Genomic DNA, 22,157 nt, shown 5'->3' on the forward strand with positions numbered 1-22,157 from the left:
GCGCCGGGTGTCGGTGGGTGTCGATAGGCTTCACGGATGGCACTTCCCGACGCTTCCCCCGAGACCTCCGACACCTCCGCGACCTCCGACGCCCTGCAGGTACTGCACCGCGTGTTCGGGTACGGCTCCTTCCGCGGTGAACAGCAGGAGATCATCGAGCAGGTCGTCGGCGGCGGTGACGCGCTCGTGCTGATGCCGACCGGCGGCGGCAAGTCGCTCTGCTACCAGATCCCGGCGCTCGTCAGAGAAGGCACGGGCATCGTCATCTCGCCGCTCATCGCGCTGATGCAGGACCAGGTGAACGCGCTCACCGCGCTCGGGGTGCGGGCCGGATTCCTCAACTCGACGCAGGACCCGTACGAGCGGCAGGCCGTCGAGCAGGCGTTCCTCGGCGGCGAGCTGGACCTGCTCTACCTGGCCCCCGAGCGGCTGCGCACCGAGAGCACCCAGCGGCTGCTCGACCGGGGCAGCGTCTCGCTCTTCGCGATCGACGAGGCGCACTGCGTCGCCCAGTGGGGTCACGACTTCCGGCCCGACTACCTGGCGCTGTCGATGCTGCACGAGCGCTGGCCCAAGGTGCCGCGGATCGCGCTGACCGCGACGGCCACCGAGGCCACCCACGCCGAGATCGTGGCGCGGCTCGGCCTGGAGGAGGCCCGGCACTTCGTCGCCAGCTTCGACCGGCCGAACATCCAGTACCGGATCGCCCCGAAGAACAACCCGCTCAAGCAGGTGCTGGAGCTGATCCGCAGCGAGCACTCCGGTGACGCCGGAGTCGTCTACTGCCTCTCGCGGGCCTCGGTGGAGAAGACCGCGGCCTTCTTGGTGGAGCAGGGCATCGACGCCGTGGCGTACCACGCCGGCATGGACGCCCGGGCGCGTGCGGCGAACCAGGCGCGGTTCCTGCGGGAGGACGGGGTCGTGGTGGTGGCCACGATCGCCTTCGGCATGGGCATCGACAAGCCGGACGTGCGCTTCGTGGCCCACCTCGACCTCCCGAAGTCGGTCGAGGGCTACTACCAGGAGACCGGCAGGGCCGGCCGCGACGGCGAGCCGGCCACGGCGTGGCTGGCGTACGGCCTCCAGGACGTGGTGCAGCAGCGCAAGCTCATCGAGGGTTCCGAGGGCGACGAGACGCACCGCCGCTCCCTGAGCATGCACCTGGACGCCATGCTGGCGCTGTGCGAGACCGTCGACTGCCGCCGGGTGCGGCTGCTGGAGTACTTCGGCCAGGCGGGCGAGCCGTGCGGCAATTGCGACACGTGCCTGACGCCGGGCGAGTCCTGGGACGCGACGGTCGCCTCGCAGAAGCTGCTGTCGACCGTGTGGCGGCTGGCGAACGAACGGCGGCAGAAGTTCGGCGCCGGCCAGATCATCGACATCCTCCAGGGCAAGAAGACGGCGAAGGTCATCCAGTTCGACCACGACGCGCTCTCGGTGTTCGGCGTGGGGGCGGACCTGAGCACGGCGGAGTGGCGGGGCGTCGTACGCCAGTTGCTGGCGCAGCGGTTGCTGGCGGTGGAGGGCGAGTACGGGACGCTGGTGCTGACGCAGGACAGCGGCGAGGTGCTGGGCGGCCGCCGCAGCGTCCCGATGCGGAAGGAGAAGGCGCCCGCCGGACCCGCCCGCAAGGAGTCCGGATCGCGCTCGGGCAAGGGCGCCCGCGTGCCGGTCGACCTGCCCGCCGCGGCCGAGCCGGTCTTCCTGGCGCTGCGCGCCTGGCGGGCCGGGACGGCGAAGGAGCAGGGCGTGCCGGCGTACGTCGTCTTCCACGACGCGACGCTGCGGGAGATCGCGACGCGGGTGCCCACCACGACGGAGGAACTGGGAACCATCGGCGGCGTCGGCGAGGCCAAGCTGGCCAAGTACGCCGAGGGGGTGCTCGCCACGCTGGCGGAGTGCGGGGCGGCGAGCCCGGCCGATGCCTCCGCTACACCCGCTCCGTCCGCCGCGCCCGCCGGGCCCGCCGGGCCGGCGCCGGCGCCGTCGGTCCGGGCGGAGCGCCGCCCGGCGGCGCACGACGTCGAGGAGGAGCCGCCGTTCGATTGGGACGAGATGGCTCCGCCGCCCGACGACGACTGGCAGTAGACCTCCGCCTTCACCCGGGCCGCTCCAACCGGAAGTTACCGATGGGTAGCCACGGGCACGGTGGAACGGTAGCGTCCGTGGCCTGGAGGGGAGAGCCATGCCTCGTACGTTCACCGTGTCCGACAGCATCGTCGTCCACGTCAGTCCCGCCGACGTCTACCGGCACGTGTCCGATCCTGCCCGGATGGGCGACTGGAGCCCGGAGAACCTCGGCGCCACCGTGCACGGAGGAGCCGGGGAGACGCGCGTCGGGACGGTGTTCGACGGGCGCAACAAGCGCGGGGCCTTCCGGTGGACCACCCGGTGCACGGTGACGGCGCTCGAACAGGACCGGCTGTTCCGGTTCCGGGTGCACGCCATCGGGGTGCGGCGCCCCCGGCTGCCCAGACCCATCGCCACCTGGGAGTACCGCTTCGAGCCGGTTCCCGAGGGCACTCGGGTGACCGAGACGTGGACGGACGACCGCCGCTCGTGGCCGGACTTCGCGGCCCACGCCTTCGACCGGGTCGCCACGCGGGGACACACCTTCGCCGATTTCCAGCGCAGGAACATCGCAGCCACCCTGCGCAACCTCAAAAAGGCTTTGGAACCGGCGTCCGAGATGCGGTAACGGTGGGGGCCGTCAGGCCTTCGCGGGCACTCCGCCCCACGGCCCTCCCACCGAGGAAATCCACATGGACCATGCCGCCGAGTCCTTCCAACTCCTTCCCGGAGCCGCCGCGTCACCGGTGATCCTGCACGTACCGCACTCCTCGCGCACCGTCCCCGGGCCCGTACGCAACGGGATCGTGCTGGACGACGCGGCGCTGGAGCGGGAACTGGACCACATCACCGACTCACACACCGCGGACATCGCCGCGGCCGCCGCCGCCGGATGCGCCCTCACGCCGTGGCGGTTCGTCAACGGGCTGTCCCGCCTCGTCATCGACCCCGAGCGCTTCCCCGACGAGCGCGAGGAGATGCTGGCCGTGGGCATGGGAGCGGTGTACACGCGCACCACGCACCGGGAGCGCCTGCGGGCGGACGGCTTCGACGGCCGCGCCTTGGTCGACCGCTACTTCCACCCGTACGCGGAGGCGATGGAGCGGGCCGTGGAGGACCGACTGGAGGCCGTCGGCCGCGCCGTGATCATCGACGTGCACTCGTACCCGTCGGAGCCCCTCCCCTACGAACTGCACGGCGCCGGCCCGCGACCGCCGATCTGCCTGGGCACGGACCCCTTCCACACCCCGGCCGCCCTGCTCGCCTCGGCCGAGAAGGCTTTCGCCGGCTTCGGCGGCACGGGGCTCGACAGTCCCTTCGCGGGCACGTACGTACCGCTGCGGCACTACGGCAGGGACCGGCGCGTCAGTGCCCTGATGGTCGAAATCCGCAGGGACACCTACATGTCCGAGCCGGGCGGCCCCGCCGGACCCGGCCTCGCCGCGCTGGCGGCGGCCGTGACCGAACTCGTGGACGGCCTGCCCCTGTGACCGTCCCCCGCGCGCACCGGGCGTGACGGCACCATCACCCCGCGCGCCCTCCGGAAACCTGCACATCGCGTTCGCGATCTCGACAGCCGACCTCCCCAGCGGGGCGATACGCCCGATATGCCCTGTCGCTTTGATGGTGATTAACCCTGGTTCGCTCCATGTAAGCAGCGTGTCGGCCGTATCTGTTACTCGATCCTGTGAAGAAGTCGCCACCATTCGGTGAATCAAGCTGCACGTCCGTCGGCAGAGGTGGCCGTCCACACGTGACGGGAAGTCAACGGGATTCGGTGGGGGGCGCGTTCGCGTGCTTTCATCTTGCCCATCGCAGCAGTCAGAACGGCGGCCGACTTTCGTGCCGCCCGCCGCTCGGCGATGAATTCCTCCCCCCAATGAAAGGTGCGCGCCATGCGTAACGACCTTGAGACCCGTGAGATCGACGACACCGAGCTGGACGCCGTGTCCGGCGGCATCATCAGCGTGTCCGGCGGCCTGGCCGGCGCCGTGACCAGCGATGTCAACAATGTCGTGGGCGTCGTGAGCTCCCTCAACACGGTCCAGGCCGCAACCGGCATCGTTTCCCACGTCCCCGGTCTCGTCACGGGCATCACCGGTATTTCGGTGAACTCCGGTCGCGCCGGTCTCTGATCGGGAATAGCCCGTGAACCCCGGATCATCCCCCACGGCTCCGGGGTTCACGGCCGTCCGAGATTTCGCCCGACGATACGAATGCAGCCGAAGGAACAGTCCGTGCAGTTTCGCCAAAAGGCTCTTTCCAAGCTGCAATCGCCCGAGGAATTGGACCTGCCCGTTCGCCTGGCCCGCCCACAGGGGCGACTCGTCCTGGCCGTCACGGTCGCCGTCATGGCGGCCGCGACCTACTGGGCCTTCACCGGCACCGTGTCCTCCAAGCTGAGCGCATCCGGCATCCTCACCCGGGCCGAGGGCAGTTACGTGCTGCAGACGCCGGTCGCGGGGCAAGTGACCGGAGTCCTCGCCGAGGAAGGCCAGTGGCTGGCTGCCGGTGCGCCCCTGCTCAACGTCCGTACGGAGCAGGGGGAACGACCCGTGCGCGTGGTGACCGGCGGTCGGTTGACGACCCTGGTGGCCAAGGTGGGCTCGGTCATCGCCACGGGTGCGGACGTGGCCACCGTGGAACGTGCGAAGGGTCCGCAGGACCCGCTGGTGGCCGTGCTGTACGTGCCGGGCAGCGGTGGCTCGGCGATCGCCGTGGGCGCCCCGGTCAACCTGAGCGTCCCGTCCGTCCCGCAGCAGCGGTTCGGTGCACTGCGCGGGCGCGTCACCGCGGTCGGCCGCGCGCCCCTGACGCGGGCGCAGATCGGTGGCTTCCTCGGCGACGGCGGGCTCGCCGAACAGTTCTCCCGCCACGGCAGCCCGGTGGCCGTGGTCGTACGCCTGGAACGGTCCTCCGCCACCCCCTCCGGCTACCGGTGGTCCTCCGCGGACGGGCCCCCGTACGCCGTCGATTCGAGGACGCCGGTCACCGGCGCCGTCCACCTCGCCGCGCAGCGCCCGGTCGACTGGCTGCTGCCGTGACCGCGCCGCACCTGCCTCCCGCCGGGCGCCGGCGCCACCGCCCCGAGCCGAAGGGCGGCTCCCGCCGCAGGCCCGCGCCCGCACCGTCGCCCGTACCGAGGGGCAGCACGCCCCGCCCCGTACGCACCCCCACCGTGCTGCAGATGGAGGCCGTGGAGTGCGGCGCCGCCGCCCTGGCCATGGTGCTCGGTCACCACGGCCGCTTCGTCCCGCTGGAAGAGCTGCGCATCGCGTGCGGTGTCTCCCGGGACGGCTCCCGCGCCAGCAACCTCCTCAAGGCCGCCCGCGGATACGGCCTGACGGCCAAGGGCATGCAGATGGACCTGGCCGCGCTCGCCGAGGTGAGCGCCCCGGCCGTGCTCTTCTGGGAGTTCAACCACTACGTCGTCTACGAGGGCACGGCCCGGCGGCTCGGCCGCACGGGCGTGTACGTCAACGACCCCGCCAAGGGCCGCCGGTTCGTCCCCATGGACGAGTTCGACACCAGCTTCACCGGGGTCGTCCTCACCTTCGAGCCCGGCAGCGGGTTCCGCCGCGGTGGCCGCGGACCGAGCGTCCTCGGGGCCGTGCCGGCCCGGCTGCGGGGCACCTCGGGCACCATGGCCGCCGCCGTGGTCGCCAGTCTCCTCCTGGTCGCCGTCGGCGCGGCGGTACCGGCCCTGAGCCGTACGTACATCGACATGTTCCTCATCGGCGAGCAGACCTCCCTGCTCGGTGTGCTGTTCGCCTCGATGGCCGTCGCCCTCGCCCTCACCGCGACCCTCACCGCGCTGCTGCAGGCCAATCTGCTGCGCGGGCGCATCATCGCCTCGACCCTGAGCAGTGCCCGCTTCTTCCGGCACCTGCTCAGGCTTCCGGTCACCTTCTACGCCCAGCGCAACCCGGCCGACCTCGTCCAGCGCCTCCAGTCCAACGACGCCGTCGCCGAGACCCTCGCCCGGGACCTGTCCGCCGCGGCCGTGGACGCCGTGGTGGTCCTGCTCTACGCGGTGCTGCTGTGGACGTACGATCCGCAGCTCATCCTCGTCGGCGTGGCCGTGGCGCTGCTCAACGTGGTCGCCCTGCGGATCGCGATCCGGCTGATGGCCACCGGTACCCAGAAGCTGCGCGCCGAGAGCGCCCGGCTGACCAACACCGCGTACGGCGGTCTCCAGCTCATCGAGACGATGAAGGCGACGGGCGGCGAGAACGGGTTCTTCCGCCGCTGGGCCGGACAGCACGCGGTCACCCTCGACGTGCAGCAGCGGCTCGGCGTGCCCAGTGCCTGGCTGGCCATCGTCGCGCCCACCCTCGCGGCGTTCAACAGCGCGCTGATCCTGACGATCGGCGGCCTGCGGGCGGTGGAGGGCCACCTCACCGTGGGCCTGCTCGTCGCCTTCCAGGCCCTGGTGACCAGCTTCACCGCCCCGATCTCCCGGCTGGGCGGCATCGCCGGCCGGATCCAGGACTTCGCGGCCGACGTCGCCCGGCTGGGCGACGTGGAGAACTTCCCGGTCGACCGGGTCTACTCACGGCGCGAGCCCGCGGCCTCCACCCGCCGCCTCAAGGGCCACGTGGAGCTCGACCACATCACTTTCGGCTACAACCCCCTGGACGCGCCGCTGCTCGAGGACTTCTCACTGACGGTCGGACCCGGGCAGCAGGTCGCGCTCGTCGGGGGCTCCGGCAGCGGCAAGTCCACCGTCTCCCGGCTCATCTCCGGCCTCCACGCCCCTTGGGCCGGGGCCGTCCGCATCGACGGGATGCGACTGGAGGACATCCCGCGCGGAGCGCTGGCCGCTTCCGTCTCCTTCGTCGACCAGGACGTCTTCCTCTTCGAAGGCACCGTCCGTGACAACGTCACGCTGTGGGACCCCTCCATCGCGGACGAGGCCGTGATCGCCGCACTGGAGGACGCCGCCGTGCACGACGTGGTGGCCCGCCGCCCCGGTGGCATCCACGGCCGAGTCGAGCAGGACGGCCGCAACTTCTCCGGCGGCCAGCGCCAGCGCCTGGAGATCGCCCGGGCGCTGGTGCGCCGCCCCAGCGTCATGGTGCTCGACGAAGTGACCAGCGCCCTGGACGCGGTGACCGAGCAGGTCATCATCGACAACCTGCGCCGCCGCGGCTGTGCCTGTGTGGTCATCGCCCACCGGCTGAGCACGGTGCGCGACAGCGACGAGATCGTCGTGCTCGACCGGGGCACGGTCGTGGAACGCGGGCGGCACGAACGCCTGGTCGCCGCGCAGGGCCCGTACGCCGCACTGGTCAAGGAGCACTGAGTGACGTACCCGGACCATGCGGCCGGCACCAGCACCGCCACCGCCACCGCCGGCCCGTCGGGCGGGGCGCCGGACCCGGTCGTCGCGGCCCTGGGTGCGCTGGGTGGGCCCGTCGACTGCGCGGGCGCGGGCAGCCTGTCCCTGGAGGGGCCGCTCGTCCTGTGGCTGGTCGTGGCGGGCGAGTTGGACCTGTTCGCCGTGGACGCCGCACAGTCCGGGCACTGGCACTTCTTGGGCCGGCTGGAGGCGGGCACGCTGCTGCTCGGTCCGGCCGAGGGCCCTGACCACACACTGGTCGGGCGGCCCCTGCAAGGCTGCCGGCTGCGCCGCATCGAACTGCGGGAGCTGTACCCCTCGGAGTACGCGCCACACCCGGAGTACCCGGAGCACGCGCAGTACCCGCAGTACCCGCAGTACCCGCAGTACGCCGACGAAGGGCAGCACGGTGCCACCGCCGTGGGCCGGCCGAGCCCGCTGGAGGACGCCTTCGCGCGCGGTATCGGCCGTGGTCTGCGCGTGCTCTACGAGGCACCGCTGGCCGGCACCGCCGCAACCGGGCACGGCGGGGCCGACGACGACATCCTGTGGATGCGGATCGCCCCCGGCAGCGTGCGGTACGGCGCCGTGTACGAGGCGGAGGCGGTCGGCACCCTCCTCGTCGACGCGACGATGTGGCAGGGCATGGTCGACCAGCAGTACCGGCTGCTGTACGCCCTGGACGGCTGGATCGAACAGCTGGAGCGCGCGCACGAGGACCGCACGGCCGCCGGGATCGAGGCGGGCCGGGCCGCCCGCACCCAGGCGGACCGGACGCTGCTGGCGTCCATCGTCCGCGCCGGAGGCCGGGATCAGTTCCGCAGCGCGGACGTCGACGCGACCTTCGCGGCGTGTCGCGTCGTCGCGGGCGCGGCCGGCATCGCACTGTCCCCGCCGGGCGGGGCGGGCACCCCGTCCGAGCAGCTGGATCCCGTCGAACACATCGCGCTCGCCTCGCGGATCCGCACCCGCACGGTCGGTCTCGGCGGGCGCTGGTGGCGGGAGAACAGCGGGCCGTTGGTGGGCCGGCGCGAGAAGGACGGCACGCCGGTCGCCCTGCTGTGGCGGCGCGGCGGATACGAGGCGGTCGACCCCGCCACCGGCGAGCGCGAGCGGGTCGGGAGGGCCAACCGGGCCGCCTTCGAACCGCGCGCCGTCATGCTGTACCGCCCCTTGCCCGAAGGGCGGGTGGGCCTGCCCGCGCTGCTCCGCTTCAGTGTGCGCGGCACCTTCCCCGAGCTGCGCAGCCTGCTGCTGGGCACCCTGGTCGCGGTGGTGCTGGGGGCCCTGGTGCCGGTCGCCACCGGCCGGGTCCTCGGCCGCTACGTCCCGCAGGGCGAGACGGGCCTCATCGTGCAGACCGGGCTGGCGCTGGTCGCGACCGCCGTGGTCGCGGCCGTCTTCATGCTCCTGCAGAACACCTCCCTCCTGCGCATGGAGGGCCGTATCGAGGCCACCGTGCAACCGGCCGTGTGGGACCGGCTGCTGCGGCTGCCGGCGACGTTCTTCACCGGGCGCTCCACCGGCGAACTGGCCGGCGCGGCGATGGGCATCAGCGCGATGCGCCGCGTGCTGTCCGGCATCGGGCCGGTCTGCGTGCAGGCGGGTGCGGTCGGCGCGGTGAGCTTCGTGCTGCTGTTCGTCCACAGCGTGCCGCTGGCGATGGCGGCGCTGGCCATGCTGGTCGTCATCGCGGGGGTCTTCCTGGGCCTGGGGCTGTGGCAGTTGCGGTACGAGCGCCGGCTGAACACCCTCGGACTCCGGCTGGGCAACCAGGCCTTCCAGACCCTGCGCGGCCTGCCCAAGCTCCGCGTCGCGGCGGCCGAGAGCTTCGCGTACGCAGCCTGGGCCCGGGAGTTCGCCCGTACCCGCGACCTGCAGCAGCACATCGGCCGGACCCAGAACGTCAGCACGGTCCTCGGCGCCGTCCACCTGCCGCTGTGCACGCTGGTGATGTTCGCGTTGCTGGCAGGTCCGGCCCGCGGCGCCATGTCCGCCAGTGAGTTCCTCACCTTCAGCACCGCGCTGACGATGCTGCTGTCGTCGGTCACGCAGGTGACCGGGGCGCTCGTCTCGGCCGCCGCGGTCCTGCCGATGTTCGAGCAGATCCGGCCGCTCCTGCGGGAGGTCCCCGAGGTGGACCGCTCCAGTACCCGCCCGGGACGGCTGACCGGTGCCATCGAGGCCAAGAACCTGTCCTACCGCTACGCCGACGACGGTCCGCTCGTCCTCGACGACGTCAGCCTGCGGATCGGACCGGGCGAGTTCGTCGCAGTCGTCGGGGCCAGCGGCTGCGGCAAATCGACGCTGTTGCGGCTGCTCATCGGCTTCGAGCGGCCCCTCTCGGGCAGTGTGCTCTACGACGGTCAGGACCTGGCGGCGCTCGACCGGGCGGCCGTACGCCGCCAGTGCGGCGTCGTACTGCAGAACGCCCAGCCGCTCTCCGGCTCGATCCTCGACTGCATCCGCGGCACCGGGACCTTCTCGCCGGAGGAGGCGTGGGAGGCCGCCGCGCTCGCTGGCCTGGCCGCGGACATCGAGGCCATGCCGATGGGCATGCACACCATCTTGTCCGACGGCGGCGGGACCGTCTCGGGCGGTCAGCGCCAACGGCTGATGATCGCCCAGGCCCTCATCCGCAAGCCGCGAATCCTGTTCCTCGACGAGGCCACCAGCGCGCTGGACAACGAGGCCCAGCGCGTGGTCACCGAGTCCACCCGCGCCCTGCGGACCACCCGCCTCGTGATCGCCCACCGGCTCTCCACGGTGATGGACGCCGACCGCGTGATCGTCATGTCGGACGGCCGGATCGTCCAGCAGGGCCCGCCCGCCGAACTGCTGGCCGACACGACCGGCCTCTTCCACGGCCTGGTCCGCCGGCAACTGCGCTGACGCTACTGGAGATCGGACAGGTCGACCGAGTCGGCCGGCGCCGGGGGCTTGGGCGTGACGGGCTCGTCGAAGTCGGAGAAGGAGGCGTCCACCTTCCGGCCGGACTCGTCGGTGCCCCGCACCTGCAGGAGGTACGGCTCGTCCTCGGTGGAGACCTGGTAGGTGCCCGTCGCGCCGTTGTCGCGCCGGCTGGTGACCGTGATGGCGGGCCGACCGTCGACGGTGGTCCGGGGGCCCTTGACCAGCTGTTCGCTCGGCGGCTTCGAGGAGAACTCCTTCTTGAAGAAGTCCAGGTCGCAGACCTGGGCGAAGTCGCTCAGCAGGGGGCTGTCCGTGGTGCCGTGCAGATAGCGGCCGTTGATGAGCGCGATCGCGTCGTCGGCCGCGGGGCCCGGCACCTGGGCCTTGAGCAGGGCGTCGTCGAGCTTCATCCAGACGTCGTCGCCGCGTTTGACGATGGCGGCCGTGCCCGCGCCGCCGGGGGGCGTGACCGTGCCGACGCAGTCGCCCTGCTCGTCGAAGCGCAGGTCGAGCGTGGTGGTGCCCGAGGCCTCGGTCACCTTGCCCACCATGCGCATGGAGGTGAGCTCGGCCATGGCCTTGCGCGAGGCCTGTGCGATGGCCTGGGGGCTGTCGTCGGCGATGCCGTTGTCATCGGCTCGGGCCACGCCCCCGCCCGTGAACGCCAGCAAGCAGGCGGCTCCGGCGGTCGCGCAGCGGGCCGCTGCTGCCCGGGGTGCGGACATCGGGCATCACCTCCCTCGTGCTGCGTGCGGACGGCGGCAGACGTCACCGCTCCTCCGGCGCAGCCGGGTCACCTGATCAGCGTAGGTCCGCACCGCGGCGGGCGCAGTCCGGGCGGGTCCGGCCGGATCCGGACGGGACGGGCCCGGCGTCGGGCAGCATGGTGCCCGATCACGTCCCCGCAGCACCGCCGATGGAGGGTTGGATGACCCGTTCCACGTCCTTACCGCCGATGAGGGCACGTCTCGCCGTGGCCGTGACGGCCGCCGCTGCCGCTCTCGTGACGGCCGGGGCCGCCGCCCCCGCCGGGGCGAGCGCACCGCCACCCGGGGCGAAGGCTCCGCGCGCGTTCGTGGCACTGGGCTCGGTCGACCCGACGATCTTGCAGGACATGCGGTACGTGCGCCCGCACAATTTCGTCGGCGAGCCGGTCGACGGCTACCGGCAGCCCGTCTGCATCCTGACCCGCCCGGCCGCCGAGGCCCTGCACCGGGCCCAGGTGCGCCTGCTGCGCCAGGGCTACTCGCTCAAGGTGTACGACTGCTACCGGCCGCAGCGGGCCGTCGACCACTTCGTACGGTGGGCCGAGGACCTCGGCGACGAACGGCGGAAGGCGGAGTTCTATCCGCGCGTCGACAAGTCCCGGCTGTTCGAGGACGGCTACATCGCGAAGAAGTCGGGACACAGCCGGGGCAGCACCACGGACGTGACGCTGGTGCGGCTGCCGGCACTGCCGGCGCCCCGCCCGCGGCCGGGGCAGGAATCGGTGCCCTGCTACGCGCCCCGGGCGGAGCGGTACCCGGACAACTCGGTGGACATGGGTACGGGTTTCGACTGCTTCGACACGCTGTCGCACACCGACGACCCGCGCGTCCAGGGGGCACAGCGTGCGAACCGGGACCTGCTGAGGTCGACGCTGGCGGCGGAGGGCTTCGTCAACCTGCCCGAGGAATGGTGGCACTTCACGTACAAGCCGGAGCTGTTCCCCGACACCTACTTCGACTTCCCCGTCGCGTACCGGTCGGTGGCCGGACACCGCTCCTGAGGACGCCGTGCCCCGCGGTCCGGCGGGACGTCGTCCACTGCGCAGTGACCGGCCGACCGGTCGCTGCGCGGTGGCCGAATTCCCGCGGCCGCGGGAACGGCACTGCCCGCCGGGATGCAGGGGACCCCGCGGCGACGGACAGTGGAGGCGGGGCCTTCGGCAGACCGGGAGGACCCGCGTGACGGACGACGACCCGACGCCCGACCGGACGGTTTCGCCTTTCATGACGGAGGCGGCCTTCCGGTCCCTGCACGCCGAGCTGTGCCGGCGTACGCCCACCGGCCCCGAGCACCGACGCGGCACCCTCGCCCACCTGACCCCCGCGCGCGTGGCCGCGGCCGCGGCCGACGTGCGGCACGGGCGCACCGTGTCGCTGGCCGCGCCCATCGAGACGCAGCCTGGTCCTGACGATCCGCAGCCCGCGGTCTACCGGCTGACGGCGCCGACCGCGCCGGAGACCGGAACCCCGGGGGTGCACTTCGCCCTGGACCGGTTCGCCATGAACGTGCACGGGGACGCCCACAGCCATCTCGACGCACTGTGTCACGTCGTGTTCGACGGCGAGCTCCACGGTGGCGTCCCGGAGAGCCGGCTGGCGGCCGGCGCCGCCCTCGGGATCACCCTGGACCTGGTGCGCGACGGGATCGTCGGCTCCGGGGTCCTGCTGGACGTCCCACGGCTGCGCGGGGTCCCCTGGCTGGAGCCCGGGGACTTCGTGGGCGCCGAGGAGCTGACCGCGGCCGAGGAGGCACAGGGCGTCCGGATCGGGCCGGGCGACCTGCTGCTCGTACGGGTCGGGCACCGGCGCCGGCGCCGGGAGAGCGGCGCTTGGGACGCGGCGCACGCCCGGGCGGGCCTGCATCCCGCGTGCATGCGGCTGCTGGCCGAACGGCAGGTCGCCGTCCTCGGCTCGGACGGCAACAACGACACGGCCCCGAGCCCGGTGCCCGGCGTCTCCTTCCCCGTGCACGTCCTGGCCCTGCACGCCCTGGGCATGCACCTGATGGACTACCTGGACCTGGACGCACTGGCCCACGCGTGTGCGGAGCTCGGCCGCTGGCGGTTCCTGTGCGCGGTGGCACCGCTGCGGCTGCCGGGGGCCACCGGCTCCCCGGTGAACCCGATCGCCGTCCTGTGACCCGCACCGCCTGGGCCCGGCCGGCGGCCACGGCGTTCCCGGCCACGCCGCGTCCCCGGGTGCCGCACCGGCGGGGGGCGTATACGTTCGAAGGGGGATCCTGCCGCGACGGGCCCGCCGGGGCGGCGGCACCACAGGCCGAGGACGGTGATCCGGTTGAACGACGCTGCGCACTACGACGTCATCGTCATCGGAACGGGCGCGGGCGGTGGCACGCTCGCCCATCGGATCGCTCCGTCCGGCAAGCGGGTGCTGATCCTCGAGCGGGGCGGCTTCCTCCCCCGCGAACGCGACAACTGGGACTCGACGGCGGTGTTCGTCAAGGGGAAGTACCGCGCGCCCGAGTTCTGGTTCGACCGGCACGGCCGCGAGTTCCCTCCCGAGGTCAACTACTACGTCGGCGGCAACACCAAGTTCTACGGCGCGGCGCTGTTCCGGCTGCGACCGCAGGACTTCGGGGAGCTGCGCCACCACGACGGGATCTCGCCCGCCTGGCCGCTGCGTTACGAGGACCTGGAGCCGTACTACACACAGGCGGAGCACCTGTACCGGGTGCACGGCCGGCACGGCGAGGACCCCTTCGAGGGCCCGGTGAGCGCCCAGTACGCCCACCCGCCGGTGGAACACGAGCCGCGGATCCAGCAGTTGAGCGACGACCTGGAGAAGCAGGGCCTGCACCCCTTCCACCTGCCGATCGGGGTCGATCTGGACCAGGACGCGGCCGGCCGGGCGACCCCGTCCAGCGTCTGCATCCGTTGCAACCGGGTCGACGGCTTCCCGTGCCTGGTGCGCGGCAAGTCCGACGCCCAGGTGATCTGCGTGGAGCCCGCGCTGCAACATCCCGGTGTCGAACTGGTCACCCACGCCCACGTGCTGCGGCTGGAGACCGATCCGACGGGACGCACGGTCAGCGCGGTCGTCGCCCGTCTCGCCGGCGGCGAGGAGGCCCGGTTCTCCGCCGACCTCGTGGTCGTGGCCTGCGGCGCGGTCAACTCGGCCGCGCTGCTGCTCGCTTCGGCGAACGACCGGCATCCGCGGGGCCTCGCGAACGGTTCGGACGTGGTCGGGCGCTTCTACATGCGCCACAACAACCTGGCCCTGATGGCCGTCTCCCGGGAGCCGAACGACACGCAGTTCCAGAAGACCCTCGCCCTGCACGACTGGTACCTGGGCGCCGACGACTGGGACTACCCCCTCGGCGGGATCCAGATGCTCGGCAAGTCGGACGCCGAACAGATCCACGGCGAGGCCCCGCGCTGGGCCGGGGCGGTGACCCCGAACATGCCCTTCGAGGTGATGGCCCACCACGCGGTGGACTTCTGGCTGTGCGGGGAGGACCTGCCGCTGCCCGACAACCGCGTCACCCTGGACGGCGACGGCCGCATCCACCTCGCGCTCGACGAGTCCCACAACACGGCGGGGCTGAAGCGGCTGCGGCACAAGCTCCAGGGCATGCTGGGCCGCCTCGGCATGCACGAGCACCACCTGTTGGACCACAGCCTCTACCTGCACAAGGGCATGCCGATCGGCGCCACCGCGCACCAGGCCGGCACCGTACGGTTCGGCACCGACCCGGCGTCGTCGGCCCTGGACCTGAACTGCAAGGCGCACGAGCTGGACAACCTGTACGTGGTCGACACGAGCTTCTTCCCGAGCATCGGCGCGGTCAACCCGTCCCTGACGGCCATCGCGAACGCCCTGCGGGTCGGTGACCACCTCCTCGAACGCATGGGCTGACCCGAGGCGGCGACACCGCCGACCGGGCGAAGATCCTCGTCCGGGTGGCGCAACGCGGGGCGCAGCGGGCCGTCGCGCGCCGGGGGCGGTGATTGGGTGACGCCCGGACCCGCCGGGGTGCCGTCATCCCGACGGCACGGGGTGGCGGTGCGAAGGAGGCAGTCCGCCGTGAGTTCGACCGAGGGCGTACCCCGGGGCGTGATCCCCGCGCACCTGCTCCGGGGCCAGAAGGCACTGGTGACGGGTGCGAACTCCGGGATCGGCAAGGCCACGGCGATCGGCATGGGCCGGGCCGGGGCGGACGTGGTCGTGAACTACGTGGCCGGCCGGGAGGAGGCCGAGGCGGTCGTCGCGGAGATCGCCTCCTTCGGGGTGCGCGCGGCGGCGTACGAGGCGGACGTGTCCGACGAGGGCCAGGTCGTGGCCATGACGGAACGCATGGTCGAGGAGTTCGGGACCATCGACATCCTCGTCGCCAATGCCGGCCTCCAGCGGGACTCCGCCTTCACCGAGATGACGCTCGCCCAGTGGCAGAAGGTCATCGACGTCAATCTGACGGGACAGTTCCTGTGCGCCCGCGAGGCGACGAAGGAGTTCCTTCGGCGCGGGGTCGTCCCGGACGTCTCCAACTCCGCGGGCAAGATCATCTGTATGAGCTCGGTGCACCAGATCATCCCCTGGGCCGGGCACGTGAACTACGCCTCCTCCAAGGGCGGCGTGCAGATGATGATGGAGACCCTGGCCCAGGAACTCGCCCCGCAGAAGATCCGCGTCAACGCGATCGCCCCCGGCGCGATCCGGACGCCCATCAACCGCAGTGCCTGGGACACCGAGCAGGCCGAGCAGGACCTGCTCAAGCTGATCCCGTACGGCCGGGTGGGTGACCCCGAGGACATCGCCCATGCGGCCGTCGGCCTCGCCTCCGACCTCATGGACTACGTCGTGGGCGCCACGCTCTACGTGGACGGCGGAATGACCCTCTTCCCGGGCTTCGCCACCGGCGGCTGACCTCCATCCGCTCGGCCCCGGGGAGGGACGCATGCACACCACGCTCCACCTGCTGGCAGAGGCTCCGCCTCAGATGCTGCCGGCCCGCTCGCTCATGGCCTTCACCCTCGCCACGCACATCATCCTGGTGCCCATGGGCGTGGCGCTGCCGATGATCACCCTGATCATGCACGGCTACGGCCTGCGCCGCGGCGATGCCACCGCCCTCCTGCTGGCGCGCCGCTGGTCGGCGGTCATGGCGGTGCAGTTCGCCATCGGCGTCGTCACGGGCACCGTCCTGTCCTTCGAGTTCGGCCTGCTGTGGCCGGGGCTGATGGGCCGGTGGGGCGATGTGTTCGGGATCGGCTTCGGCGTCGAGGCGTGGGCCTTCTTCCTGGAGGCCGTCCTCATCGCCATCTACCTCTACGGGTGGCGCCGGCTGCCCGCCCGTACCCACTTCCTCCTCGGACTGCCGCTGCCGGCGACGGCCCTGCTGGGCGCCTTCGGCATCCTGGCGGCCAACTCCTGGATGAACACCCCGCGGGGGTTCTCCCTCGACTCCGAGGGCAATCCCGTCGACGTGGACGTCTGGAAGGCGATCTTCACGCCGATGTTCGGGCCGCAGTACTGGCACTTCGTCGTGGCGATGCTGCTCACCGCCGGATACGTCGTGGCCGGTGTCTACGCGGTCGGGTGGCTGCGCGGGCGCCGCGACCGCTACCACCGGCTCGGCTTCACCGTTCCGTTCACGGTCGCGGCCGTGTTCACTCCCGTCCAGTTCGTGCTGGGCGACGCCATCGCCCGGGCGGTGTTCCAGAAGCAGCCGGTGAAGTTCGCGGCGATGGAGATCGTCTGGAACACCGACACACACGTCCCGGAGTACCTCTTCGGCCGCCTGCACCCCGACGGGACCGTCACCGGCGGCATCAAGATTCCGCAACTCGACTCCATCCTGGCCGGGTTCACCCCGGACACCGAGGTGCACGGACTGACGTCCGTACCGGCGGAGAACCGGCCCACCGTCACCCAGGCCACCCTCATCCATTGGACCTTCGACATCATGGTGGGCATCGGCTCGGTGCTGTTGCTGCTGGTCCTCTGGTACGCGTTCGTCTGGTGGCGCCGCCGCCGGCTGCCCGCCTCGCCGTGGTTCTACCGCAGCGCCGCCTGCGCAGGCGTGGCCAGCGTCATCGCCGTCGAATGCGGCTGGATCACCACCGAGGTGGGCCGCCAGCCGTGGATCGTCTACGAGAACATGCGGGTCTCCGAAGCGGTGACCGGAGCCCGCGCCGACTCCTTGTGGACCATGTTCGCCGTGGTCGTCGTCGTGTACGTGCTCATCTTCGGATCCTTCCTGGCCGTGCTCCTGAAGATGCGCACCCGATGGCGGCTGGACGACGAACGGAGCCGTGGGGCGGGCACGACGGCGACACCGGAGACCGATACTCCGTACGGCCCCCGCTCCGCCGTCGCGGCATCGACCGAGGACGGCACGCCGTGACCGCCGCCGGTGTGATCGCCGCCGTCCTGCTCCTCGCGGTGGCCGCCTACACCTGCGCGGGCGGCACCGATTACGGGGCGGGCTTCTGGGACCTGACGGCGGGCGGCGCGGAACGCGGGAAGCGCCCCCGGTGGCTGATCGACCACGCCATGGCCCCGGTGTGGGAGGTCAACAACGTCTGGCTCATCTTCGTCCTGGTCATCATGTGGACCGGGTTCCCGGAGTTCTTCCAGACCGTGTTCTCCGCGATGTGGCTGCCCCTGGCCCTCGCCGCGATCGGCATCGTGCTGCGCGGCGCCGGCTTCGCGCTGCGCAAGCCGACCCGCAAGATCGCCGGACGGCGCGTCTACGGCGCCGTGTTCGCCATCTCCTCGCTCCTGACCCCGTTCTTCCTCGGTGCCGCCGCCGGCGGGATCGCGTCGGGGCGCGTGGGGCCGGGCACCGAGCCCACGGCGCACGCCTGGTTCAATCCGACCTCCGTCTTCTTCGGCCTGCTGGCCGTCGTCGGCACGGCGCTGCTCGGGGCGGTATTCCTGGCCGCGGACGCCGTCCGCTACGAAGCCCCCGACCTGCACGCCTACTTCCGGCGGCGGGCGCTGGTGGTCCTCGCCGCCTTCGCCGTGTTGGGGGCGGTCACCCTGATCGTCGCCCATGCCGACGCCCCCCACCTGTGGCACGGCCTCACCCATGGCGCCGGGCTCGTCCTCCTCGTCGTGGCCGTACTGGCCACCGTCGTCACGGCATGGCTGCTGCTGCGCACCTCCGGGGCGTGGTCCCGGCCGGCGGCCGTCGTCCTCATGGCCTCGTCCGTGATCGCGTGGGGCGCGGCGCAGCGCCCGTACCTCATTCCCGGCCGGCTGACGGTGGCCGAGGCGGCGGGAGCGCCCAGCACCCTGCACTGGCTGATCGTCGTGACCGTGGTGGCCGCGGTCCTGGTCTTCCCCGCCGTGGCCTTCCTGTACCGGCTCGACACCCGCGGCGACCTGGAACCCCTCTCCGACGCCGACCTGCGCCGGGGCGGCGGGCCGGAACCCGAGGCCTGACGCGCCGCGGGTTCCGGGGGCCCGTCGGCGCGCCCGGAACGCCGAAACCCCTTACGGCACGCGCAGAATGGAACCCCCGCCAGCCGTTGCCGTACCGAAAGCGACCGCCGTGAACCGTCTTCCCGCGGACCCGACCGTGCTCCACCCGTTCCCGGAGCAGCCGCGCGTGGTGCTGCTGAAGCCGCTGCTGACGTCGCCGCTGGACGACGTCCCCGACTACGCCGTCGTCGGCGGCAACCCGGCCCGGCTCATCCGCACCCGCCACAGCGACGACGACATCGCCCGCCTGCTGTCGATCGCCTGGTGGGACTGGCCGGCGGCACACCTGACCGAACACGTCCGGACCGTCATGTCGGGCAGCGTCGACGACCTGGAGAGGGCCGCACCCCGGGCGTGAGCGGACGGGCACCCTACGGGGTGGAGCCGCGGTTCAGGGCCGCGTCGAGGGTGATCGCCGCGTCGATCAGGGCAAGGTGGGTGAACGCCTGCGGGAAGTTGCCCAGTTGGCGCCCGGTCAGGTCGATCTCCTCGGAGTAGAGGCCCAGGTGGTTGGCGTAGCCCAGCATCTTCTCCAGGACGAGCCGGGCCTGGTCGATCCGCCCGGCCCGGGCGAGTGCGTCGACGTACATGAAGGTGCACAGCGAGAAGGTGCCCTCGGAGCCGCGCAGGCCGTCCGGGGACGCTTCCGGGTTGTAGCGGTACACCAGGCTGTCGCTGACCAGTTCCTGTTCCATCGCGTCGAGGGTCGAGGCCCACATCGGGTCCTGGGGGGTGAGGAAGCCCACGGTCGGCATGCGCAGGAGCGAGGAGTCGAACACCTCGCTGCCGTAGTGCTGGACGAAGGCGCCGCGGCCCTCGTTCCACCCCTTCTCCATGACCTGTTGGAAGATCCGGTCCCGGGTGGTGTTCCAGCGCTGCATGGGTGCGGGTCGGCCGCCGGCCGCCGCGAGCCGCAGCGCGCGGTCGAAGGCCACCCATGACATCACCCTGCCGTAGGTGAAGTCCTGGGCCCCGCCGCGGGTCTCCCACAGGCCCTCGTCGGCCTGGTCCCAGTGGTCGGCCAGCCAGTCCAGGACGTGGACCATGCCGGTCCAACCGTGGTAGCCGAGGTGGATGTCGTGTCCGTGGGCGAAGGAGATGCTGTCCAGCGCCTCGCCGTAGATGTCCATCTGGAGCTGGGTGGCCGCCCCGTTGCCGATCCGGACCGGGGCGGAGCGTTCGTAGCCCTCCCAGTGGTCCAGGGTCTCCTCCTTCAGGTCGGAGGAGCCGTCGACCGCGTACATGATGTTCAGCGGCCCCGATTCGCTGTCGCCGCCCGCCCGTTCCTTGATGCGGTCGTCGAGCCATCCGATGAAGGCCTTCGCCTCCTCCGTGAAGCCCATGCCGAGCAGGGCGTACACGGAGAAGGAGGCGTCCCGGATCCAGGTGTAGCGGTAGTCCCAGTTGCGTTCGCCGCCCAGCTGCTCGGGCAGTCCGGCAGTGGGGGCGGCGACGACGGCGCCGGTGGGGGCGTAGGTCATCAGCTTCAGTGTCACGGCGGAGCGCTCCACCGCCTCGCGCCAGCGGCCGGTGTACCGGGAGGTGCTCAGCCAGCTGCGCCAGTAGCGGATGGTGGACTGGAACAGCTCCTCGTACTCGGCGAGCCTGATCTGCCGGGGCGGCCCGTCGGCGGCCGACTCCAGGATCAGCCCGCGCTGCTGCCCCGCCGTGAGGCGCAGGGTGAGGTGCACGTCGCGCTCGCCGGCGCTGAGGAGCTGGCCCAGCCGCTCGTCCTCCGGTTCCCGAATGGTGTGCACGGTCAGGGTCGCGCCGTCGGCGGTGAACACCGCCCCGTTCTGCGTGAGGTTCAAGTCGTGCGACTTGCGCCCGTAGTCGAACCGGGGCGCGATGTCGACGTCGAAGGTCATGGAGCCGCGCACGCAGCGGACCATGCGGACGAGCCGGTGCCGGGCCGTGACCGTGGCTCCGGTCAGCGGCATGAAGTCGACCACCTCGCCGGCGCCGGCCTCGGTCATGAAGCGGGTCACCAGGACCGCGGTGTCGGGCAGGTACAACTGCTTGGTCGCGTACGTCGCGTGGGCCGGTCGGACCGCGCAGTGGCCGCCCTTCCCCTTGTCCAGCAAGGCGCCGAACACGCTGGGCGAATCGAAGCGCGGGCAGCAGAACCAGTCGACCACCCCGTCGGAGGTCACCAGCGCCGCGGTCTGCAGATCACCTATCAGGCCGTGGTTCTCGATCAGCGGGTACTCGTCCATCAGGGCGTCCCTTCCGGCATGCGTCGCCGCCCGGCTCTCGGCCCCCCGAACCAGCGTATGCCGGGCCCGCTGCACCGTCCCGCCGAACCGGACCCCACCCCCGTACGCCGTACGACGTGGACGCCGCACGGCAGGCCGGTCCACCCGCCCGGGCACGGCCTGCGGTGTGGCGGCCTACCAGCGCATGCGGACGTCCTCGGCCCATCCCAGCAGCCGGTCCACCGCGATCCGTTCGCCGTCGTCCGTGCGGATCGAGCCCGTGTAGTGGCCGAAACACTGGTCCGTGCGGTTGGCGAGGAGCCCGATGTCGGTGCGGGTGGACCGGTTGTGGAACGGGGTGAACACCAGGTCCACCCGGTCCGATCCGGGGCTGCGGATCGACCACGGCGCCAGGTGGTCGTCCCGGGACCAGTGCCACTCCAGCTCCTGGCCGATCTTGCTGATCCGACCGTCCACGCACACCGCGTTCTCGGTCGCTCCGGTGCCGCGGGTCCAGCGGCCCCCGAACTGCAGCCCGACGGTACGGCCGTCCGTACGCCCGGACGCCGCGCCCCAGTTCCACACCACCGAGCGGGGCCACCGGCCGCGCCCGTGGTCGAGGGTGCCCCAGGCGTCGTCGCCGAACGCCAGCAGGTCGTCGCCGATGCGCACCGTGCCGGACGCGGGCCGGGCCGTGTGCTTGGAGGTGTACTGGAAGCGGCGTTCGCCCCAGGGGACCACCACGGAGAGGGTCTCGTGCCCGGCGGGCATCTCGACGAGGAGGTCGACCTCCACCGGGAGGCCCTGCGGACTCAGACAGCGCGCCCGCAGGCGGGTGCCGGAGCCCTCGCCGTGGATCTCGATCCGCACCCGGCTCCCGGCCGGCCGCGGCGGTCCGACCACGAGCGGCGCGGACCCCGGATCCGGAGCTCCGGCGATGGTGTCGGGGAGGCGGACGCCGAATCCGCCGGGCAGGATCGCGGTGCGCTCGATTTCCCTTGCCTCCGCACCGTACTCGAGGACGTACACCGAGTTCAGGGCCAGGTAGTCGAGGTCGCTCACGGTCAGGGCCACCAGGTGCGTGGGAGTGGTGACGCACCAGTACTCCCACCGCTTCGTCCGCCCCCAGCCGGGAATCCGGCAGCGGTGCAGCGGTCGGCGCGACCAGCCGATCGCGGCCGGGGCGATCCTTCCGTCGGCGCGGCACAGGTCGACGGGCGCGACGATCTCACGTTCGTGCGTGGACATGGCCGGACCCTACCGGCCGTGGGCCCACCGCAGCGGGCGGTCACGAGAACCTCCGGCTGATCGGGGGAGCGGCTGATCGGCGCGTACGGGAAAGGCAAGGTGATGTTCCCGGCACATGCCAGTTTCTTAGACCAAATGGGCCACAGGCGCGATTCTGGGTGGTGCGCGGGGACGAGG

The 22,157-nt window shown here is 72.0% G+C and carries 17 protein-coding genes; 14 read left to right on the forward strand and 3 right to left on the reverse strand.

All coding sequences use genetic code 11. The annotated features are described in order from the left end of the window. The first annotated feature begins 36 nt into the window (after positions 1-36). The 7 genes from recQ to ACIQK6_RS05810 all read left to right on the forward strand — a co-directional run bounded on the left by recQ (position 37) and on the right by ACIQK6_RS05810 (position 10,303). Positions 37-2,088 (forward strand): DNA helicase RecQ, encoded by a 2,052-nt coding sequence (recQ, locus tag ACIQK6_RS05780; protein ID WP_329096005.1) that lies wholly within the window; start codon positions 37-39, stop codon positions 2,086-2,088. 97 nt (positions 2,089-2,185) lie between these two features. After that, entirely contained in the window at positions 2,186-2,698 is a 513-nt protein-coding gene (locus ACIQK6_RS05785) for an SRPBCC family protein (RefSeq protein WP_402694386.1), read from the forward strand. A gap of 64 nt (positions 2,699-2,762) precedes the next feature. Continuing rightward, entirely contained in the window at positions 2,763-3,560 is a 798-nt protein-coding gene (locus tag ACIQK6_RS05790; protein ID WP_402694387.1) for an N-formylglutamate amidohydrolase, read from the forward strand. Positions 3,561-3,965: 405 nt separating this feature from the next. Next, positions 3,966-4,205, forward strand: a complete 240-nt coding sequence (locus ACIQK6_RS05795; RefSeq protein WP_329096010.1) for a hypothetical protein — start codon at positions 3,966-3,968, stop codon at positions 4,203-4,205. A 102-nt stretch (positions 4,206-4,307) separates the two neighbouring features. Further along, on the forward strand, positions 4,308-5,114 hold the full coding sequence (locus tag ACIQK6_RS05800; protein WP_402694388.1) for a hypothetical protein: 807 nt from the start codon (positions 4,308-4,310) through the stop codon (positions 5,112-5,114). Next, positions 5,111-7,375, forward strand: coding sequence for an NHLP family bacteriocin export ABC transporter peptidase/permease/ATPase subunit (locus ACIQK6_RS05805; protein WP_402694389.1), 2,265 nt, complete (start codon positions 5,111-5,113; stop codon positions 7,373-7,375). Before ACIQK6_RS05800 ends, ACIQK6_RS05805 begins: the two co-directional genes overlap by 4 nt. Further along, positions 7,376-10,303 carry an NHLP bacteriocin export ABC transporter permease/ATPase subunit gene (locus ACIQK6_RS05810; RefSeq protein ID WP_402694390.1) on the forward strand — a complete coding sequence of 976 codons (2,928 nt, stop codon included), beginning with the start codon at positions 7,376-7,378 and terminating at the stop codon, positions 10,301-10,303. It begins immediately after the preceding gene. A gap of 2 nt (positions 10,304-10,305) precedes the next feature. Here the strand turns inward: ACIQK6_RS05810 and ACIQK6_RS05815 are convergent, their stop codons facing one another. Continuing rightward, positions 10,306-11,049 carry a hypothetical protein gene (locus tag ACIQK6_RS05815; protein WP_329096016.1) on the reverse strand — a complete coding sequence of 248 codons (744 nt, stop codon included), beginning with the start codon at positions 11,047-11,049 and terminating at the stop codon, positions 10,306-10,308. 203 nt (positions 11,050-11,252) lie between these two features. On the opposite strand from ACIQK6_RS05815, the gene ACIQK6_RS05820 reads away from it, so the two are divergent. The 7 genes from ACIQK6_RS05820 (at position 11,253) to ACIQK6_RS05850 (ending at position 18,895) form a co-directional block, all read left to right on the forward strand. Further along, positions 11,253-12,092 carry a M15 family metallopeptidase gene (locus tag ACIQK6_RS05820; RefSeq protein WP_329096018.1) on the forward strand — a complete coding sequence of 280 codons (840 nt, stop codon included), beginning with the start codon at positions 11,253-11,255 and terminating at the stop codon, positions 12,090-12,092. A 223-nt stretch (positions 12,093-12,315) separates the two neighbouring features. Beyond that, positions 12,316-13,230 (forward strand): cyclase family protein, encoded by a 915-nt coding sequence (locus ACIQK6_RS05825; protein ID WP_402694521.1) that lies wholly within the window; start codon positions 12,316-12,318, stop codon positions 13,228-13,230. A gap of 156 nt (positions 13,231-13,386) precedes the next feature. Beyond that, positions 13,387-14,967, forward strand: a complete 1,581-nt coding sequence (locus ACIQK6_RS05830; RefSeq protein WP_402694391.1) for a GMC oxidoreductase — start codon at positions 13,387-13,389, stop codon at positions 14,965-14,967. Positions 14,968-15,180: 213 nt separating this feature from the next. Next, a complete protein-coding gene (locus tag ACIQK6_RS05835; RefSeq protein WP_402694522.1) occupies positions 15,181-15,975 on the forward strand; it encodes an SDR family oxidoreductase in 795 nt (264 codons plus the stop codon). Between the two features lie 31 nt (positions 15,976-16,006). Continuing rightward, a complete protein-coding gene (locus tag ACIQK6_RS05840) occupies positions 16,007-17,455 on the forward strand; it encodes a cytochrome ubiquinol oxidase subunit I (protein WP_402694392.1) in 1,449 nt (482 codons plus the stop codon). Continuing rightward, a complete protein-coding gene (locus ACIQK6_RS05845; RefSeq protein ID WP_329096025.1) occupies positions 17,452-18,498 on the forward strand; it encodes a cytochrome d ubiquinol oxidase subunit II in 1,047 nt (348 codons plus the stop codon). The genes ACIQK6_RS05840 and ACIQK6_RS05845 overlap by 4 nt, the downstream gene beginning before the upstream one ends. A gap of 109 nt (positions 18,499-18,607) precedes the next feature. After that, on the forward strand, positions 18,608-18,895 hold the full coding sequence (locus ACIQK6_RS05850) for a hypothetical protein (protein ID WP_402694393.1): 288 nt from the start codon (positions 18,608-18,610) through the stop codon (positions 18,893-18,895). A 13-nt stretch (positions 18,896-18,908) separates the two neighbouring features. Here ACIQK6_RS05850 and ACIQK6_RS05855 read toward each other — a convergent pair whose 3' ends face one another. Further along, complete coding sequence (locus tag ACIQK6_RS05855) at positions 18,909-20,753, reverse strand: glycoside hydrolase family 15 protein (RefSeq protein ID WP_329096029.1); 1,845 nt, start codon at positions 20,751-20,753, stop codon at positions 18,909-18,911. 174 nt (positions 20,754-20,927) lie between these two features. Beyond that, entirely contained in the window at positions 20,928-21,980 is a 1,053-nt protein-coding gene (locus tag ACIQK6_RS05860; RefSeq protein WP_329096031.1) for a DUF2804 domain-containing protein, read from the reverse strand. Between the last annotated feature and the right edge of the window lie 177 nt (positions 21,981-22,157).

Origin of the sequence: Streptomyces sp. NPDC091682, assembly GCF_044756625.1 — a bacterium.
Lineage (GTDB): Bacteria > Actinomycetota > Actinomycetes > Streptomycetales > Streptomycetaceae > Streptomyces.